16 protein-coding genes are annotated in these 17,214 nt (G+C 65.2%); 10 read left to right on the top strand and 6 right to left on the bottom strand.

What is annotated here, in order from left to right:
- Nucleotides 1-74 precede the first annotated feature (74 nt).
- Both RI444_RS17695 and acs read right to left on the bottom strand, forming a co-directional pair.
- Nucleotides 75-869 (bottom strand): DeoR/GlpR family DNA-binding transcription regulator, encoded by a 795-nt coding sequence (locus tag RI444_RS17695; protein WP_021473797.1) that lies wholly within the window; start codon nucleotides 867-869, stop codon nucleotides 75-77.
- A 146-nt stretch (nucleotides 870-1,015) separates the two neighbouring features.
- On the bottom strand, nucleotides 1,016-3,055 hold the full coding sequence (gene acs, locus RI444_RS17690) for an acetate--CoA ligase (RefSeq protein WP_316963835.1): 2,040 nt from the start codon (nucleotides 3,053-3,055) through the stop codon (nucleotides 1,016-1,018).
- 467 nt (nucleotides 3,056-3,522) lie between these two features.
- Between acs and RI444_RS17685 the strand changes: the two genes are divergently transcribed.
- The 3 genes from RI444_RS17685 to RI444_RS17675 are packed head-to-tail and all read left to right on the top strand — an operon-like array spanning nucleotide 3,523 to nucleotide 6,415.
- Nucleotides 3,523-4,938, top strand: coding sequence for a hypothetical protein (locus RI444_RS17685; protein WP_207605580.1), 1,416 nt, complete (start codon nucleotides 3,523-3,525; stop codon nucleotides 4,936-4,938).
- Nucleotides 4,939-4,947: 9 nt separating this feature from the next.
- Nucleotides 4,948-5,751, top strand: a complete 804-nt coding sequence (nth, locus tag RI444_RS17680) for an endonuclease III (protein WP_021473800.1) — start codon at nucleotides 4,948-4,950, stop codon at nucleotides 5,749-5,751.
- Entirely contained in the window at nucleotides 5,738-6,415 is a 678-nt protein-coding gene (locus RI444_RS17675; protein ID WP_062097869.1) for an NUDIX hydrolase, read from the top strand. The genes nth and RI444_RS17675 overlap by 14 nt, the downstream gene beginning before the upstream one ends.
- 38 nt (nucleotides 6,416-6,453) lie before the next feature.
- On the opposite strand, the gene RI444_RS17670 is transcribed toward RI444_RS17675, so the two are convergent.
- The 3 genes from RI444_RS17670 to RI444_RS17660 all read right to left on the bottom strand — a co-directional run bounded on the left by RI444_RS17670 (nucleotide 6,454) and on the right by RI444_RS17660 (nucleotide 9,429).
- A complete protein-coding gene (locus tag RI444_RS17670) occupies nucleotides 6,454-6,654 on the bottom strand; it encodes a YegP family protein (protein WP_021473802.1) in 201 nt (66 codons plus the stop codon).
- A gap of 151 nt (nucleotides 6,655-6,805) precedes the next feature.
- The gene (locus tag RI444_RS17665; RefSeq protein WP_207605581.1) at nucleotides 6,806-7,702 is read right to left on the bottom strand and encodes a CHAD domain-containing protein; all 897 of its coding nucleotides are present in this window, start codon (nucleotides 7,700-7,702) and stop codon (nucleotides 6,806-6,808) included.
- Nucleotides 7,703-7,746: 44 nt separating this feature from the next.
- Entirely contained in the window at nucleotides 7,747-9,429 is a 1,683-nt protein-coding gene (locus RI444_RS17660) for a bifunctional 3'-5' exonuclease/DNA polymerase (RefSeq protein ID WP_207605582.1), read from the bottom strand.
- A gap of 279 nt (nucleotides 9,430-9,708) precedes the next feature.
- On the opposite strand from RI444_RS17660, the gene ssd reads away from it, so the two are divergent.
- The 7 genes from ssd (at nucleotide 9,709) to RI444_RS17625 (ending at nucleotide 14,803) form a co-directional block, all read left to right on the top strand.
- On the top strand, nucleotides 9,709-10,692 hold the full coding sequence (gene ssd, locus RI444_RS17655) for a septum site-determining protein Ssd (protein ID WP_316963834.1): 984 nt from the start codon (nucleotides 9,709-9,711) through the stop codon (nucleotides 10,690-10,692).
- Nucleotides 10,689-11,876, top strand: coding sequence for a TadA family conjugal transfer-associated ATPase (locus RI444_RS17650; protein WP_179012881.1), 1,188 nt, complete (start codon nucleotides 10,689-10,691; stop codon nucleotides 11,874-11,876). The genes ssd and RI444_RS17650 overlap by 4 nt, the downstream gene beginning before the upstream one ends.
- The gene (locus RI444_RS17645) at nucleotides 11,873-12,709 is read left to right on the top strand and encodes a hypothetical protein (RefSeq protein ID WP_207605584.1); all 837 of its coding nucleotides are present in this window, start codon (nucleotides 11,873-11,875) and stop codon (nucleotides 12,707-12,709) included. Before RI444_RS17650 ends, RI444_RS17645 begins: the two co-directional genes overlap by 4 nt.
- Nucleotides 12,709-13,338, top strand: a complete 630-nt coding sequence (locus tag RI444_RS17640) for a type II secretion system F family protein (protein WP_062097863.1) — start codon at nucleotides 12,709-12,711, stop codon at nucleotides 13,336-13,338. Before RI444_RS17645 ends, RI444_RS17640 begins: the two co-directional genes overlap by 1 nt.
- A gap of 297 nt (nucleotides 13,339-13,635) precedes the next feature.
- Nucleotides 13,636-14,013 carry a DUF4244 domain-containing protein gene (locus RI444_RS17635; RefSeq protein WP_228145566.1) on the top strand — a complete coding sequence of 126 codons (378 nt, stop codon included), beginning with the start codon at nucleotides 13,636-13,638 and terminating at the stop codon, nucleotides 14,011-14,013.
- Nucleotides 14,010-14,402 carry a TadE family type IV pilus minor pilin gene (locus RI444_RS17630; RefSeq protein WP_062097861.1) on the top strand — a complete coding sequence of 131 codons (393 nt, stop codon included), beginning with the start codon at nucleotides 14,010-14,012 and terminating at the stop codon, nucleotides 14,400-14,402. Before RI444_RS17635 ends, RI444_RS17630 begins: the two co-directional genes overlap by 4 nt.
- An 89-nt stretch (nucleotides 14,403-14,491) precedes the next feature.
- Entirely contained in the window at nucleotides 14,492-14,803 is a 312-nt protein-coding gene (locus RI444_RS17625; protein ID WP_241650875.1) for an Rv3654c family TadE-like protein, read from the top strand.
- A gap of 68 nt (nucleotides 14,804-14,871) precedes the next feature.
- Here RI444_RS17625 and RI444_RS17620 read toward each other — a convergent pair whose 3' ends face one another.
- Nucleotides 14,872-17,214: a DEAD/DEAH box helicase gene (locus tag RI444_RS17620; RefSeq protein WP_069695918.1), complete on the bottom strand. Its 2,343-nt coding sequence runs from the start codon at nucleotides 17,212-17,214 to the stop codon at nucleotides 14,872-14,874.

The raw sequence follows: 17,214 nt of genomic DNA, 5'->3' as shown, positions 1-17,214 counted from the left end.
CCACCCGCGGTATGAGACCCATCCAGGTCGCAGCTGAGCGCGTTGTGAAGGCTCAGAACGCGCACAAATGCGACCTAGTTGGGTGCGCCGGCGATCCGGAGCTTGGCCACATTCTCGGCCAGCACCTTGCGGGCATCGTCACCGAGCAGGGAGTCGGTGATAAGTTCGTCCGCCTCCTCAAGGGCAGCTATGGAAGCGATGCCTACAACACCCCATTTGCTGTGGTCGGCCAGGACCACGGTGCTGCGGGCCGATGCCATGAAGGCCCGGTTGGTTTCGGCTTCAAGCAGGTTGGGCGTGGTGAAGCCGGCCTGCGCATCCATGCCGTGCACGCCGAGGAACAGCGCGTCCAAATGCAGCTGCTTCAGCGATGACGTTGCGATCGGGCCTACCAGGGCATCCGACGGCGTGCGCTCGCCGCCGATCAGAATCACTGTGGAGCCGAACCGTCCCGGACCGGACGACGCGCCGTGGTGGAACAGGTCCGCAATCCGGACAGAGTTGGTCACCACCGTGATGCGAGGGCCGTGGACGAGCTCCTGGGCCAGCGCCCACGTGGTTGTCCCGGCGCTGAGCCCGACGGCCATGCCCTCGTGCACCAGTGTGGCCGCCTCAACGGCAATGGCATGCTTCTCGGACATCAGCCGGGTGGACTTCAGTTCAAAGCCGGGTTCGTGGGTGCCCGCATCTCCGGGAAGCTTGGCGCCGCCATGGATGCGCTCAACACGCCCGGTTTCTTCCAGGGCTTCAATGTCCCGACGGACCGTCATGGGGGAAACGCCCAACAACTGGGCCAGATCCGAGACACGCACCACGCGTTCGCGTTGCACGGCTTCGAGGATGGCGGAGTGGCGTGCTGCCTGAAGCATCAGGGCCTTTCTTGGGGGGGCCTCGAGGGAGGGAGTCGTCTGGCTACAGTCTAGGGCGGGTTCCGTTGGCTGAGTGCACAGAACGACGACGGCGCCGCTCACCTGGTGTGGTGGGCGGCGCCGTGGTTCCCGGCAGGGAAGGGACGTTACTTGCGCAGCGACTCGGCGATCTGCTTCATGATCGAGGGGTCGGCCAGGGTGGTGGCGTCTCCCGTGTCGCGGCCTTCTGCGATGTCCTTGAGGAGGCGGCGGACGATCTTGCCGGAGCGGGTCTTGGGCAGTTCCGGCACGATGAGCAGTTGCTTGGGCTTGGCGATGGGACCGATTTCCTTGCCCACGTGGTTGCGCAGTTCCAGCACGGTTTCGTCGCCCTTGTTGGTGGCGTCACCGCGAAGGATGACGAACGCGACGACGGCCTGTCCGGTGGTGTCGTCCGCGGCACCGACCACGGCTGCTTCAGCAACAGCGGGGTGGGAGACCAAGGCCGATTCGATTTCGGTGGTGGAGAGACGGTGGCCGGAGACGTTCATGACGTCATCCACGCGGCCCAGCAGCCAGACGTCGCCGTCTTCGTCCTTCTTGGCGCCGTCCCCCGCGAAGTACATGGCTTCGAACCGGGACCAGTAGGTGTCCTTGAACCGTTCCGGGTCGCCCCAGATGCCGCGGAGCATGGAGGGCCACGGTTCGCGGACCACGAGGTAGCCGCCCTCGCCGTTGGCCACCGAGGCGCCGTTTTCGTCCACGACGTCCACGGCGATGCCGGGCAGGGGAACCTGGGCGGAGCCGGGTTTGGTGGAGGTGACCCCGGGAAGCGGGGCGATCATCTGGGCACCGGTTTCGGTTTGCCACCAGGTGTCCACGATCGGGGCTGGATTGGCTTTCTTGCCGCCGTTGCCGCCGATGACCTTGCGGTACCACATCCAGGCTTCGGGGTTGATGGGTTCGCCCACGGAGCCCAGGACCCGGATGGCGGAGAGATCGTACTTGGCAGGGATCTCGCGTCCCCACTTCATGAACGTACGGATGGCCGTGGGGGCGGTGTAGAGGATGGAGACCTTGTACTTTTCGGCGATTTCCCACCAGCGGCCCTGGTGCGGGGAGTCCGGGGTGCCTTCGTACATGACCTGGGTGGCGCCGTTGATAAGCGGGGCGTAGGTTACGTACGAATGCCCGGTGACCCAGCCGACGTCGGCGGTGCACCAGTACACGTCCGTTTCCGGGTGCAGATCGAATACGGCCCTGTGCGTGTAGGCGGTCTGGGTCAGGTAGCCGCCGGTGGTGTGCAGGATGCCCTTGGGCTTGCCCGTGGTGCCGGAGGTGTAAAGGATGAATAGCGGGTGCTCGGAATCGTGCCCGACGGCGGTGTGCTCGCTGGGTGCCTTATCAACCGTTTCGGACCACCAGAGGTCGCGGCCGTCCACCCAGTTGACGTCTTCGCCGTTGCGCTTAACCACAACCACGTTGTTCACTGAGTGGCCGTCGCCGTTTTCCATAGCAGAGAGTGCTTCGTCCACGGCGGGCTTGAGCGGGGAGGGCTTGCCGCGGCGGTACGTGCCGTCGGCGGTGACCACGAGCTTGGCCTCGGCGTCCTCGATCCTGGACCGCAAAGCATCAGCGGAGAACCCTCCGAAGACCACGGAGTGGACCGCGCCGATCCGGGCGCAGGCAAGCATGGTGATGACGGCCTCGGGAATCATCGGCAGGTACACGGCCACCCGGTCGCCCTTGGCAACGCCCAGGGACTCGAAAGCGTTCGCGGCTTTCTTCACCTCTTCGGTGAGCTCCGCGTACGTGTACGTGCGGGTATCGCCCGGTTCGCCCTCGAAGTAGATCGCTACCCGGTCGCCCAGGCCATTCTCCACGTGCCGGTCCAGGGCGTTGTAAGCGGCATTGACCTCCCCGCCAACGAACCACTTTGCAAACGGCGGGTTGGACCAATCCAGCGCCTGATCGAAGTCCTTGCTCCACGTCAGAAGCTCACGCGCCTTATTCGCCCAGAACGCAGGCCGGTCCGCATCAGCTTTAGCGTACTCGTCAGCCGAAACCACCGCATTCGCCGCGAACTCCGCAGACGGCGCAAACTTACGGTTCTCCTGAAGCAGGTTTTCAAGGGCATCCTGGCGGGTCTGGCCCCCGGCGGCCGAAGGTGCTGCGGTTGCCGTTGATCCGGTGGTGTCCTGGGACATGTGAACCTCATCATTCATCGCGATCTAAGCCGCAACCGCCGTCCGCGGGGTCCCGCACAAGCCGTTTTCCGGCGTCGTACTGGCCCTGGGCGGGGGCTGCAGCGCTGTCCGCCATCAACACTATCCCTTTCGAGAGGTCCTACGTGTGCGTCATCACAAATGCGTCAGTGAGCGGTAAGAATTTGGCGCCGAATGGCGCGTTGGGTGGCTGGGAACCGCTTTCATGACGACGACGGCGTTACTCGTTTCGCTGGTCGCGGGCCACGCATTCCTGCGCCCATCCGTAAGTAGCCTTTGAGTTTGCTGAGGGCGAAGCCGGAGGACCGTTTTTGGCTAGGTCAGTGTCTGTGGGGTGGCATAGGCTGAATAAGTCTTGGGGACGCCAGAGGCGTGTCAGGTTGGGCTGCGGAATGCCGCGGAACAGCCGGTCCGGACTGCCCAGGACGACGCCGCACGAAGGAGATTAGATGAACCAGCTGAGACCAGGCCCGCACGACTCGCAATCCTCGGGAACGGGCACCAACGCTGGAACGGCCACACCTGACAGCACGGCGACCACCTCCGGGGCAGCCGGCAAGTTTGAAGCCGTCGCCGGTCCGTTCACGGTCAGGGACTTGACGGTCTTTGGTTCCGTCCTGTTGATGTTCATTGCGTCGCTGCTTCCCATGTTTGGCGGTCGCTACAACCTGTGGAACCTGGGCAACCTGTTCTTCCTCTTGTTGGGGGTCATCCTTCCGCTGGTGGTTGCCGCACTTTTTGTGGCACGTCGCCTCCAGCCCGGCACCAACATCCGCATCGGCTCCCTGTCCATTGACCAGTTCGCCTCAGTCACCGCTGCCTTTGCCTTGCCGCTGTTTTTCCTGACGATCGCGGACTCCTTTAACGGCAGCGTTTTGCTGGGCCTCGTGGGCTCCGTGGGCCTGCTTGCCGCCACGGTCCTTGGGCCGCACCTTCCCTTCCTCTCGGTCGACTTCAAGGGCCGTGCCGAAACACCAGCGCACGTCGTGGCCCGGCAAGCCGCTGTTCCCACCCGCAAACCGGCTGCGCCCAAGGCACCGAAGGTGCCCAAGGACGGCAAGTCCGGTGTTGGCCCGGCAGTCCCCGGATTCACCGGTTCGGCCTCGGCTTCGGGTGCGCAGGCCCCTGTTCCGCAGCAGACGCCTGTTGCGCAGCAGACCGGGAGCCAGCAGCCTTCCGCCCACACGCCTGTGACCCACTCTGCGCCGGCGACGCAAGCAGCGCCGAGGACCGCAGACCAGTCCGCGCGGGGCCCGCAGCCGGGTGCGCAGGAACCTGCCTCCCGGAAGCCCGGCTTTTCCTCCGCAGCCCTCGGAACCGCGGCCGGTACTCCCGCCGCTGCAGCCCAAGGCGGGGACCAGCCTGCAGCTGCCCAGCCGGGAACCGCCCAGCCGGGAACCGTCAGCCACCCAGCCGGCCAACCGTCAGCCACCCAGCCGGCGGCCGCCCAGCCGGGAGCCGCCCAGGAAGCAGCTGCGCAGCAGGCAGCATCCCGACAGGCTGCGGCCGAACAGGTCGGCCAGCCGGCCGCCCAGCAGCAATCCAATGAACGTCCATGGGCAGCGACCATGGCGACGCCGATCGTTTCGTCCGACACCCGGACCGTCAGCGACTCCATCGGCGCAACAGTGGATCCCGCGAGCCGACCCGACGAGTCCCAGGACGCGCCGCACTACGAGGCTTTCTGGTTCGCCGTAGCCCAGCCGCGAACGGCCTATGACCAGAGGACCGGCGCTCCTGCGTTCGTCATTCAACCCGGTGGTTGGGTGTTGGCTCTCGAGGACCGCGGCCATGAGTTCCTGGTGCAGGACACCGACGGCAAGCTTGGGGTCCTCAGGGAGCTCAGCAACATCGAACGCGGTTAGCAGGACGCCGTGGCCATCACTGACGCTGGTTCCCCGCTCGCGCTCAAGCGCCGCGCACGCAAGATCAACAGGGTGCTCGCGGAGAAGTATCCGTACGCACATGCCGAGCTGGACTTCCGCAACCCCTTTGAGCTTGTGGTGGCCACGGTCCTTTCTGCCCAAACCACGGATGTCCTGGTAAATCAGGTCACCAAGATCCTGTTTGCCCGCTATCCGGACGCCCGTTCCATGGCGGAAGCAGACCCCGTCGAACTTGAGACCATCCTGCAACCCACGGGGTTCTTCCGTGCCAAGGCCCGGAACGTCCTCGCCCTATGCAACCGGCTGGTGGACGAGTTCGACGGGCAGGTCCCCGGCCGCCTGGAGGATCTGGTAACCCTGCCCGGCGTTGGCCGGAAGACTGCCAACGTGGTCCTGGGCAATGCCTTCGGAGTCCCCGGTATCACGGTGGATACCCACTTCGGCCGCCTGGCAAGGCGGTTCGGGTGGACCGCATCGGAGGATCCGGTCAAGGTTGAGTTCGACGTTGCAGAGTTGTTCGAGCCGCGCGATTGGACCATGTTGTCCCACCGTGTGGTGTTCCACGGCCGGAGGATCTGCCACGCGAAGAAACCGGCTTGCGGGGCGTGCCCGGTGGCGAGCTTGTGCCCTAGCTACGGTGACGGCGAAACAGATCCGGTCAAAGCCGCGAAGCTGCTTAAATACGAGTTGGCGCCCGGCAACGAAGCATTGCTGGAGCAGTTGCTGGCAGAAACACACCGGGCCGCCGAGATCCGGATGGAGTCCCAGAGGAGGCCCGTTGACGGCGTTTGAGGATTTATCAGCGCTGGTTGCCCGTTTCGAGGGTGGCGGGCAAAGCCACGCCGGGCAGTGGGCCAAGCTGCCGGTCAGCGCGGAGACGAACAGGCCTGCGGCGGTGTTGATGCTCTTTGGAAAGCTGGACGATGTCCCGGCCGAATCGGATCGTCCCATTGCACCGGCAGACCTCGATGTCCTCCTTTTGGAACGGGCACATACCTTGGACGACCATCCAGGCCAAGTGGCTTTCCCGGGTGGCAGTGTAGACCCCGAGGATGAATCAGTGGTTGCTGCCGCCCTCCGGGAAGCCGTTGAGGAGACCGGACTGGACGTCGCAGGAGTGCGCGTTCTGGGAGTGATCCCGGAGTTGGGCATCACGCGCAGCAACTTCCGGGTCACTCCCGTTGTGGCCTGGTGGGACTCCCCGTCACCGGTGGGTGTAGTGGATTACGCCGAATCGGCGCAGGTGTTCCGCGTTCCTGTCCGGGACCTGCTGGATCCCGCCAACCGGGTGACGGCCACCATCAGCCGCATGGGACGCACCTTCACCAGTCCTGGTTTCACGGTGAACGGCGTCCTGGTCTGGGGGTTCACGGGCATGGTCCTCAGCGGGCTGTTCGATGAGCTCGGCTGGACCGTGCCTTGGGACGAAGGCAAGCTTTACGACGTCGATCTCTGACGCTTGCCAACCCTGCCCCTGGCAGTCCCACGGCTATGTCAGGCTGCCTCCCGGGCAGTGCTTGAACGGTCCACGATCAGTCCCGTTGCTGCGTTTTCGCGTACCGCGTGGATGCCTTCCACGACGCCCTTGAGGTGCTTGTATGCGGGCGATTCCGCCACCACGGTTCCGTCCGCTGCCGTAAGGCGGAAGCGGTACGTGCCGTCGTTGTCCCGCACAATTACGAATCTGCCAGCCATCGCTGATCCCCCTTGTCAAAATGCGTCTTTGCATACGTTGAGTGACCTTGTGTTGCAGGCCACACAAGAGACCGTATCCAGAAGCGGCGAGGAATTAAAGTTACTTCCGAGTACCCGTCATGGGGGTGGTCATGGTCCATCACAAAGCGTCTTATGACTGGTCCTGGAGCCGAACGGCGGGTACTGCGCCGTCAGATGAAAGCACGGCTCCCGGTGCGGGAACAGGTGTTTCCAGCAGGGTCCGGCTGTACTCCCTCTCTGCTTCTTCCAAGCGCCGTGCTTCCATGTGGCGAAGCTGGTCCAGGTCCGATGCGTCAATTCCCCGGTCCACGGCGAGGGTGTCCATCCACGCCAGGCTCGCAACGGCGTCGTGGTGTTCTCCGAGAACCCGCTGGAGGGCAACGGCCGGCTGAAGGATGAGTAGGGAACCGGGACCGAGCGCCCCGGCAACGGCCTCCAGGGCATAACGGAGTCTTTTGACGTCCTTCCGGGCGTCGTGGAGGAGTTCATTTCGTGCGGAGCCGGAGCGGGATTTCTCTGCTTCGGCGATTCGCTGCTGCATCACCTCCCACTGACGGTGCAGGCAGGCGATGGCTTGCCCGTCGGTGGGCCCATTCGGCCCCGTTCCGTGAGACGGGAGGCCGGCAAAATCCGTTATCGCCCTGCTGGCACGTAGATCGCCGGCAACGTGACGGGCGATGCTGTTGCTTCGCTCCACCAGACCCTCGACGGCGGTGCGGAGGACCTCTGCCGACCGCCACGGCACCGGGGCGTCCAACCACAGCTTCACGCGCTGGGCCAGGACAAACAGGTCCCGCGCCTCACCCAGGGACGTCGCAAGCCACCTGATTCCGTGGCGCGCCTCCGGCGGGGCAGGGGGCAGGAAGATGCCAAAGCAGGAAATCCCGGACCGCAGCCGCCGCAAGGCGAGGCGGGCGCTGTGGACAGCTTCCTGGTCGGCCGCCGAAATGAGGGGCATGGAACGCTGCACCTCGGCGATCTGAAAGGCGAGGTAGGCGTCCAGGGATTCGCGGACTTCCGAAGCCATGCAGCCAGTTTCCATCCGTGATGCGGCGGGCTTCAAGGCCGGGGCTACTTCGCTTTGTCGTAGGAGTCGACGACGGCGATGCTCACCGGGAACTCCACGGGAATCCGGCCGAACATGAGTTCCTTGGCGGCATCGGCTGCTTCCCGGATAGCCTCCACGCACGCCTCCACCGCATCGTCCGCGGCATGGACCATCACTTCGTCGTGCAGGAAAAAGACGAGTTCACCCGAGGGACGTCCTTCTGCCCTGAAGGTTCGCAACCGGCGTCGTAATTCCGCCAGCCAGCACGCAGCCCACTCAGCCGCGGAACCTTGCACCACGAAGTTTCGGGTGAAGCGTCCGCGCGAGCGTGCGATGGTGTCTGCCCGCCGCTGTTCCTCGGCGGTGGTGGACTGCTGGCTGCGCAACCAACCGAGGGAAGGCGCGGGACTGCTGCGACCCAGCCGGGTGGTCACCGTACGCCCCGCCTCGCCTTCGCGCGCCGCCTGCTCAACGAAGCCGACAGCACGCGGATACGTGCGGGCAAGCTGGGGCATCAAACGGCCGGATTCACCCGTGGTGGCTCCGTATATTGCGCCCAGAAGCGCCACCTTGGCTTTTTGGCGGTCGCCGCCGAACCCCTGCGCGGCGATGCCCGCATACAGGTCCTTGTCCCGCGCGGCCTCCGCCATCTTCGTGTCCTGCGCCAAGGCCACCAGAACCCTCGGTTCCAGCTGGGATGCGTCGGCGACAATGAGCTTGTGTCCGGGTTCTGCATGGACGGCCGCACGGATGTTCCTGGGAATTTGCAGGGCTCCGCCGCCCCGCGACGCCCAACGGCCGGAGACGACGCCGCCAACTACGTACTCGGGATGGAAGCGTCCGTCGCGAACCCAGGTATCCAGCCAGGTCCAGCCATTGGCGGTGTGGAGGCGGGACAGTTGCTTGTACGCCAGCAGCGGTTGGATGGCGGGGTGGCCGGACTGCTGGAGTTCCCACTTGCGGGTGCTTTTGACCTCGATGCCGTTGCGGTGCAGGGCCCGCATGAGGTCCTGGGGCGAATCCGGGTTCAACGCGGGCGAATTGAGCATGTGCCGTAACTCGTTGCACAGCGCCTCAAGCGCGGGTGGCCGGTGGCCCAGCGGAGGCCGCGGGCCAAGGGCTTCGGTGAGGATCTGCTCATGCAGTTCCTCGCGCCATGGAACGCCGGCGTGCTGCATTTCGACGGCGATGATCGCGCCTGCCGATTCTGCGGCGAGGAGCAGCTGCAGCCGCTTGGATAGATCAGCATCATCGACGTCCGCTAGGGCGGCCTGCTGGGCGGCGAACTCGTTCCGCAACTCAACCACGCCCGCCACAACGGGTTTGATGTCCTCGAAGAGGGCCCCTTGCGTACTTGGCGGGGGCGGCGGTTGCAGGGCCCTGGCAGGGGTTGTGTCGTCATCCTGGACGAGCTTTTCAGCGTTCTTCGCGTACTCCGTGTGGGCGGTCAGGGCGGAATTGGCGAGGATCGATCCGCACAGCGCCAAGTCATGGCAGCGCTCCAGTTCAACACCCCGGGCCAGCAGTTCGGGGTACCAATCCTGGGCGCGGCTCCACACCCAGCGGGGCCGCTGCCGTTCCAGTTCACGTACGACGCCGGGCAGCTCACCTTTGGTGACGGGGCGCGCATCGGATGTGGGCTTTCCGGAAGGGGAAATCCTCTGAATAGCTGCGCCGTCCTGGTGGGCGGCGAGCAACAAATACATGGAGTCCATTCTGCCTTGCGGCGCGGGACGCGTTGTACGCGCAGGGCCTGTAAAGCCCGGGTGACTGTTCCTCCACAGCCTCGGGGTCCCGGGCTTGTCCACATACGCCCGGTCAAGCCTTACTTCCCGGCCCGGACACAAGCGAGGCTGGCTTCCATGGGCAGAAGACAACAACGGCCACGACCACCACACAGTGAAGCCTCAGGGGACCCTTGGATACCGCCTGCCGCCGCTGACATCCTGCTCGTTTCAGCCGACCCATACCTGCAGGATGAAGCCGTGCGCATCGTGGCGGCTTCCGGCGGGAGGCTGCGCACGGTCGAACGGGTGGAAGAGGCGCTTTCGGGATGGGACACGGCCGATGTTCTGATCGTAGGCAGTGACGTCAGGGAGACGCCGCCACGCAGGCGAGCCCCGGCAGTCCTGTTGGGCCGGTCCGCCGAAGCCGAAGAATTGTGGAGGCTGGCAGCGGTCCTGGGAGCAGAGCGTGTTGCGGCGCTGCCGGAGGCCGCGGCATGGCTTGCCGAGCACCTGAGCCTGGCCAGCGCCCCGGAGCCCGGCGGAACCATGGTGGGGGTGGTCGGTGGGAGGGGAGGATCCGGCGCCACGACTGCAGCCATCTGGTTGGCCCATGCCGCGGCCAACCATGGCGTCGCTACCCTATTGGTGGACGGTGACCCGTGGGGAGGCGGGGTGGAACTGGCTGTCAGCGACCAGTCCCTGCCGGGACTGAGGTGGCCGGACTTCGCCGCGACAAGGGGCAGCATCGATCCCGGCCAGTTCAGGGACTCCCTGCCCACGGCTGGAGGCTTCGCGTTTTTGTCCTGGCCCGGTAGGCGCGAGCCGTTCGAAAGCACGGATCCGGCATCCGCATCTGCCGTTCTCGATGCGGCCCGCCGGGCATTCGAACTGACTGTCATTGACATTGCCCGGAACCAGGAAGGATTGCAGGCGTTCGCCTGGGACTGTGACCGGGTACTGCTTCTCACCACAACGCACCTGAAATCCGCCGTCGCAACCGCAAGGGTCCTCAACGAGGTGCCACCTACCGACACAGGGCTGCTTGTCCGCGCCGCTGGATCGGACCCAACAGACCCTCACCTTGTGGCCGATGCCCTGGGAATTCCGCTGGCAGGAGTGGTACCGGACCTCCGTGGAGTAGGGGCCGGGACGGAGCAGGGACGCCTCCTGGAACTTGGACGGCGCCGGCCCGTCAGGCGGTTTGCCGAGGCGGCACTTGGATTGAACGGTGGCGACCGGTGAACCGAAGGGACAACCGCGGACGGGAACACCGACGTCTTGACGCGGTCCTTCTCGAGACAGTTCGGGAGTCGGTGCTGGCAGGACGCGGCCCCGTCACCCCTTCCACCGTGGCAGCAGCTGTCCAAGCCAGCGGCAAGCTCCTTGGCACAGCAGGGGCTTTGGAAGCGGCCGAGACGATCAACGCCGAACTCAACGGCCTGGGTCCGCTGCAGCCCCTGGTCCGCGATCCAGCGGTCACCGACATCTTCGTCAACGCGCCCGACTCCGTCTGGTTGGACAGGGGCAGCGGTTTGGAGTGCTCGGCCGTCAGGTTCGACACAGAAGCCCAAGTACGGTCACTTGCCTCACGTTTGGTAGCCGCTGGCGGGCGTCGCTTGGACGACGGCTCACCCTGCGTGGACGTTCGCCTCAGCGGTGGCTACCGGGTGCATGCAGTGCTCCCGCCCATCTCCACCGTTGGCACCCTGCTCTCCATCCGTATTCGGCGGGAAGAAACATTCACCATCACCGAATTGCGGGCAGGAGGAATGTTCTGCGAAGAGATAGAGGACGTTCTCAGGGCGATCATCAGGCACCGCCTCAGCTTCCTCGTCAGCGGCTCCACAGGCTCGGGGAAGACCACCCTTCTGTCCAGCTTGCTGGGCCTCAGCGATCCCTCCGAACGACTTGTCCTGATCGAAGACGCAGCCGAACTCAACCCCGTCCACCCCCACGTGGTGACCCTTGAGTCCAGGCATGGAAACCTTGAAGGGGGCGGCGCGCTGGATCTTGGTGAATTGGTGCGGCAGGCTCTCCGGATGCGGCCGGACCGGCTGATCGTGGGCGAATGCAGGGGAGCGGAGGTCCGTGAACTTCTGACCGCGCTGAACACCGGTCACACGGGCGGGGGCGGGACCATCCATGCCAATACGGCCCAGGCGGTCCCTGCACGGTTGATAGCATTGGGCGCGCTAGCAGGGTTGAGCGCGGAGGCCGTGCGGTTGCAGGTCGCCAGTGCCTTGGATCTGGTGATCCACGTGGAGCGTTCGCAGACGGGCCGAAGAGTCTCCTCACTTGGCATCGTGAGCGACGCTGGTGTCAGCCAGACCGTGGTGCCTGCACTGACGTTGACGGACAGCGGCCTGGCCCGCGGTCCGGGCTGGCCGCTGCTGGCAGCACGCTTGGCCCTCGGCGCTGATGCATGACTACCGCGTTCGTCGTCGTGTTCGCCACTGTTGCTGTGCTTCTCCACTTCCGGGGAGCTTATGCAGCCACACGGCGGATACGACGCCGTCTTGACCCTGGCGATGGAACGCCACCCGGGCCGGGCGTGCCAGCAACCGGGCGGGCGCAACGTGCAGGACTTTCCGGCCGTTTTAGGGGCGCCGTTGCCGAACGAACCCCGTCAGTGTCCATGGTGGTCCTGGTGCAGCAGCTCGCTGCCCTTCTCCGTGGCGGACGGGCGCAACTGCAGATGTGGGACGAGCTGTGGCGCGTGCACACATCGATGCCCCGTGGCACGGGAGTACCTGGGCGCCGATCCTCCCGCGATGGAAGGCAAAGCGCTGTAACCGTAGTCTCCGGCGAATCTTTGGAGATACTGGCCGCGGCCCGTGCAGTAGCAGCAGTGGGCAGTTCCCCGGCCCAAGCAATTAGGAGCGCGTGTGCCCGGGTGTATCCCGTGCGCGGTAGCAAGGAACGGCGGGTTTGGATTGAGTTGGCCGCGTGCCTCGACATCGCGGAGATCAGCGGGTGTCCGCTCGCCGGGCTATTGGCGCGCTTTGCTGCCCAGCTGGAAGCGGAAGAGGACGCCGAGGCTGCCCGGCAGACTGCCTTGGCGGGACCCAAGGCAACCGTCCGGCTCCTGTCGTGGCTCCCCGTCTTTGGGCTGTTGCTCGGGATGGCCCTGGGAGTGGATCCCGTGGGGATCCTGCTGGGTAACGTCATGGGCACGGCGACGTTCGTCTCGGGGCTGGTGCTGACCATGGCAGGCCGCCTGTGGTCGGCGCGCTTGGTTGCGGCGGCGGGGGCTGATTGATGTCCGGTATGTCCCTGTTGGTGCTTGCGGGCCTGCTTCTGGCAGTCGTGGTGGGCTTCGGGAAACGTCGACGGCCGCGTGCGGAGTTCCGCAGACGACTGAGTCTCACCGGCGCCGGGCATCCGGCAACGCCGCACACCAGGAACTCTGAAATTTCCGTGGGTCATGCCGCGCCGCTTCACGAGAGCGCAGCGGACGGTTTGCGCGATCCCGCTATGATGCTCGAGCTGATGGCCTCGATGCTGGACTCCGGGGCAGGAATCGGGCGGGCCTTGGAACTCATTGCACGGAGTGCCACCACTCCTGTTCGCGACTCCCTGAGGCCTGTGGTGGCCGCGTTGTTCTTGGGAACGGACTGGGAAACAGCGTGGAGTACACCTGGCCGCCAACCTCCCGAAGTGGCCCGTATACGTGACGCGTTGGCTTTCGCAGCACTTACCGGTGCGCCCTCGGCATCGATCCTGTATGCCCAGGCCGCCCGGGAACGCCGTGAGCAGTTCCGTGCTGCAGAGAAACGCGCGGCCGCCCTGGGGGTCAAACTCGTTATTCCCCTTGGCCTGTGCTCGCTTCCGGCCTTCATTTGCCTCGGGGTGGTGCCCGTCCTCATCGCCATGCTTCCCCCGGGTTGAGGCTCACACTGCTCCTCCACAGAAGGTGCAGGCAGTGGGTTTTCCACTTGAACGAACGGGGATCTTCAAAGGTAATCCGCGGACCGGAAGAGTCGTCTTACCGGAATCTTCCGGATCTACGAGAGGAATGTCTTGACCATCATCACCAGCTCTTCGCCAGCTCGTCGAACGCATCGGCGTCAGGGCCGTTTTGTCTTTGGGGCCTTTGCGGCCAGACGAGGTGCCAGGAATTCGCAGGCAGAGGGGGAGGCACGTCGGAAGCCCCTGCCGCAGGCAGCCGGGGAAGCTCGTCGGCCGTTGGCACAGACGACCGGCGCCAGCCCGTCCCTCGCCTCGCAAGCGCCGCACATCCCGCAAGCGCAGCACATCCCGCAAGCGCAGCACATCCCGGAAGGCGTGCCTTCCCTACAGGTGGCGTCATCGGCCGGAACTTCACGGATCGGAACTTCACCGGCCGGAACGTCATCGGCTGGAACGTCACCGGCCGGACGTTCCCTGGTCAGCAGGATGCGCAGGCGGGTCATGGCCGGTGAAGCGGGGATGGCTACGGCCGAATACGCCATCGCTACCCTCGCTGCCGTTGGACTCGCCGGGCTGCTGGTGGTGCTCCTGCGCAGCGATGAAGTTCGTGGGTTCCTGCTCAACCTGATTCGAACCGCGCTCTCTTTGCCATGAGGCAACACCTCCGGGCCCGGTTGGCCGGCAGGGATGACGTGGACGGCAGGGAATCCGGAGCCGTGACGGCCGAATTGGCGGTGACCTTGCCCGCGGTGATCCTGCTGTTGGCCTTTCTGTTGGCCGCGGGTGCAGCAGGTATCACCCAGCTGCGTCTGGAGGAAGCTGCGCGCGCCGGCGCTCGGGCCCTGGCCCGCGGAGAAACCGAGGGGGAGGTGCAAGGGATCGTCCAGCGCATCGGTGGAGAGGAAGCAAGCGTGCACGTGGGAAGCGACGGAGACTGGTTTTCCGTTACTGCCACCGCCCGGGCAGGGGGAGCGGTCGGCCCACTGATTCCGTGGGATCTGAGTGCTACGGCCATAGCTCGCCAAGAGGTACCGGGAAAGTGAGACGTACCTCCGGAATGACCCGAAGGGCAGGTACGGGTTCAGAGAAATGTTGTGAAGCGTTCCTCGCTGAGCGCGGATCCGGAACAATCTTGTCCCTTGGCCTCGTCGCAGTCCTGGGCGCGCTGCTGGCGGGACTGCTGCTGTTGGCCCAGGCCGGCGTCATGGCTTCACGGGCGGCAACAGCTGCGGACCTATCGGCTCTTGCGGCCGCCGATGCCGCTCGCGGGCTGACCAGCGGAGAACCGTGTTCCGTCGCATCGGCTGTCGCGGCGGAGCACGGTGCCCGTACTACTCGTTGCGGGACATTGGGGGAAGGGATCGTCGAGGTCAGTACGGAGCTGCTGCAACCGTTCCTGTTTGGCCAAGCCACTGGACGGGCACGGGCCGGACCGCCGCCCTAGCGTCTGCGGGGCTGCGGCTCTGGCACGGGTAGGACCGCGGAGGGTAGGACGGGCACGGGAGCACCGGATCAGACGGCTTGCTTCAGCAGGACATCCAGAAGTGTGATGGCGGCTGCCTTGTCCAGCGGGTTGTTCTTGTTCCCGCATTTGGGGGACTGCACACAGGACGGGCAGCCGGCGTCGCACTCGCAGGCGGCAATGGCATCCCGTGTGGCGCTGAGCCAGGTTTTGGCCTTCTCGAAGCCGCGCTCCGCAAAGCCTGCTCCTCCGGGGTGCCCGTCGTAGACGAAGATGGTGGGCAGCCCGGTGTCAGCATGCAGCGCCGTGGAGACGCCTCCAATGTCCCATCGATCACTGGACGCGACCAATGGCAGGAGCCCGATCGCAGCATGTTCCGCGGCGTGCAAGGCTCCCGGGAACTGGGCTTCAACCAGGCCGGCATTGTTCAGGGACCGGTTTTCGACAACAAACCACACGGCCTTGGTGAAGAGTTCCCTGGCTCCAAGGTCCAACGGTTCTTCACCGAGGATTTCGTTGGAGATCAAGGCCTTGCGTTGGAAGGACACCACTTGCGTGGTCACTTTGACTTCCCCGAAGTGTGCGGTGACATCGCCCCATTGGACGGACCGGTTCGTATCCAGCACCTCGATCTGGGTGACGTCCCTTGCCGTCGTGTAGAAATCGGGGTTCACCCGCCGGACCATGACGCAATGATCGCCCTCGTTGAGCTCCTCCACGAGGTAGCTTTCGCCTTGATGGACATAGATCGCGCCGGTGTGGGCCTGGTAGTGCGTCTGTGGCGAATCCATGGTGCCCAGGAGGGAGCCGGTTTCGGCATCCACGATGCTCACGGGGCCGCCACCGTCGGCCCGGAGATTGACCATTCCGGCGGCGCTTTCCGAATGCGTCCAGAACCAACCGGCAGGGCGCTTCCTGAGGTAACCCTGCATGACCAGCCGGTCGAGGAGTCCCTCAGCGCTGGGCCCGAACAGATCAAGTTCGGCCGGTCCAATGGGCAATTCCGCGGCAGCGGCACACAGATGGGGGCCGAGGACGTATGGATTTCCGGGATCAAAGACCGTGGCCTCCACCGATACGTCGAAGATGGCCTGGGGGTGGTTCACGAGGTAGGTATCCAAGGGATCGTCGCTGGCCACGAACGCAGCCAAGGCGTCCTGCCCGGCGCGTCCCGCGCGCCCGATCTGTTGGAAAAGCGATGCCCTGGTGCCCGGCCATCCTGCAACGAGCACGGCGTCGAGGCCGGAGATGTCGATTCCCAGTTCCAGTGCCGAGGTACTGGAGACGCCCAGCAATTGACCCGACCGCAGCGCTTGCTCCAGGGCCCGGCGTTCCTCCGGCAAATAGCCCGAACGGTAGGCCGCCACCCGTGCAGGCAGGCTCGGGTCCACCTCGTCCAACAGCCGCTTGGTGATCGAGGCGATGGACTCAGCGCCGCGGCGGGACTTGATGAAGGCGATGGTACGGACGCGGGACGAAACAAGGTTGGCCAGGATATCTGCGGTTTCGGCCACTGCCGTCCGCCGCTGTTTGGCGCCGTTCTCGCCCTTGAGTTCGGTCAGGGCCGGCTCCCAGAAGGCTACCGTTGTGGAACCGTGCGGAGAGCAGTCCTCCGAAATTTCCCGGGCGGGGGCTCCGATGAGCCTGCCGAAGGACACGCCGGGGTCCGACGCCGTTGCGGATGCGGCGATGAAGACGGGCTCGGGAAAGGACGTACCTGCGCCGTAATAAGCGCAGACCCTCCGCAACCGCCTCATCAAGTTGGCGACGTGGGAACCGAACACCCCGCGGTAGCTGTGGGCCTCGTCCACAATGACGTAGCGCAGCCTACGGAAGAACTTGGCCCACCACTCGTGGTTGGGCAGGATGCCGAAGTGCAGCATGTCGGGGTTGGCGAGGATCAGGTTGGCATGATCACGGATCCAGCGCCGGGACGACTGGTCTGTGTCGCCGTCGTAGGTTTCTGCGCGGACCGTCGGCAAGCGCAACGAGCGCACGGCAGCGAGCTGATCGGCGGCCAAAGCCTTGGTGGGGGACAGATACAAAGCCACGGCGCCGTCGTCGTGGAGTTTGCCGGGTTCGGACAGGACCCGGAGCTCAGACCTGTGGATCGCATCCAAAGCGGGCAGTTGGTAGGCGAGGGACTTCCCGGAGGCGGTGCCCGTGGCGATGACCACGTGTTGGCCGGAGTGGGCCAGACCCGCTGCCTGCACCTGGTGCCGGTACGGTTCCTGGATTCCCAGGCCTTGGTAGGCGGCAACGATGTCCGGATGCACCCATTCGGGCCACGGCTCGTTGACGGCTTTGCGCGCCGGGATGGTGTGGACGTGGCGAAGTTGCTCCGGATCGGTTGTCCGGCTCAGCAAGGGGATCAGGGATGGTGTGGCCACCAA

The organism is Paenarthrobacter sp. AT5 (assembly GCF_032764245.1).
Lineage (GTDB): Bacteria > Actinomycetota > Actinomycetes > Actinomycetales > Micrococcaceae > Arthrobacter > Arthrobacter ureafaciens.
This window is presented reverse-complemented; position numbering and strand designations above follow the sequence as displayed.

Excerpts from the sequence above, each read along its gene's own strand:
- RI444_RS17695 (WP_021473797.1), bottom strand. The coding sequence starts at position 869 with ATGCTTCAGGCAGCACGCCACTCCGCCATCCTCGAAGCCGTGCAACGC.
- acs (WP_316963835.1), bottom strand. The coding sequence starts at position 3,055 with ATGTCCCAGGACACCACCGGATCAACGGCAACCGCAGCACCTTCGGCC.
- RI444_RS17685 (WP_207605580.1), top strand. The coding sequence starts at position 3,523 with ATGAACCAGCTGAGACCAGGCCCGCACGACTCGCAATCCTCGGGAACG.
- RI444_RS17670 (WP_021473802.1), bottom strand. The coding sequence starts at position 6,654 with ATGGCTGGCAGATTCGTAATTGTGCGGGACAACGACGGCACGTACCGC.
- RI444_RS17665 (WP_207605581.1), bottom strand. The coding sequence starts at position 7,702 with ATGGCTTCGGAAGTCCGCGAATCCCTGGACGCCTACCTCGCCTTTCAG.
- RI444_RS17660 (WP_207605582.1), bottom strand. The coding sequence starts at position 9,429 with ATGTATTTGTTGCTCGCCGCCCACCAGGACGGCGCAGCTATTCAGAGG.
- RI444_RS17645 (WP_207605584.1), top strand. The coding sequence starts at position 11,873 with ATGACTACCGCGTTCGTCGTCGTGTTCGCCACTGTTGCTGTGCTTCTC.
- RI444_RS17640 (WP_062097863.1), top strand. The coding sequence starts at position 12,709 with ATGTCCGGTATGTCCCTGTTGGTGCTTGCGGGCCTGCTTCTGGCAGTC.
- RI444_RS17630 (WP_062097861.1), top strand. The coding sequence starts at position 14,010 with ATGAGGCAACACCTCCGGGCCCGGTTGGCCGGCAGGGATGACGTGGAC.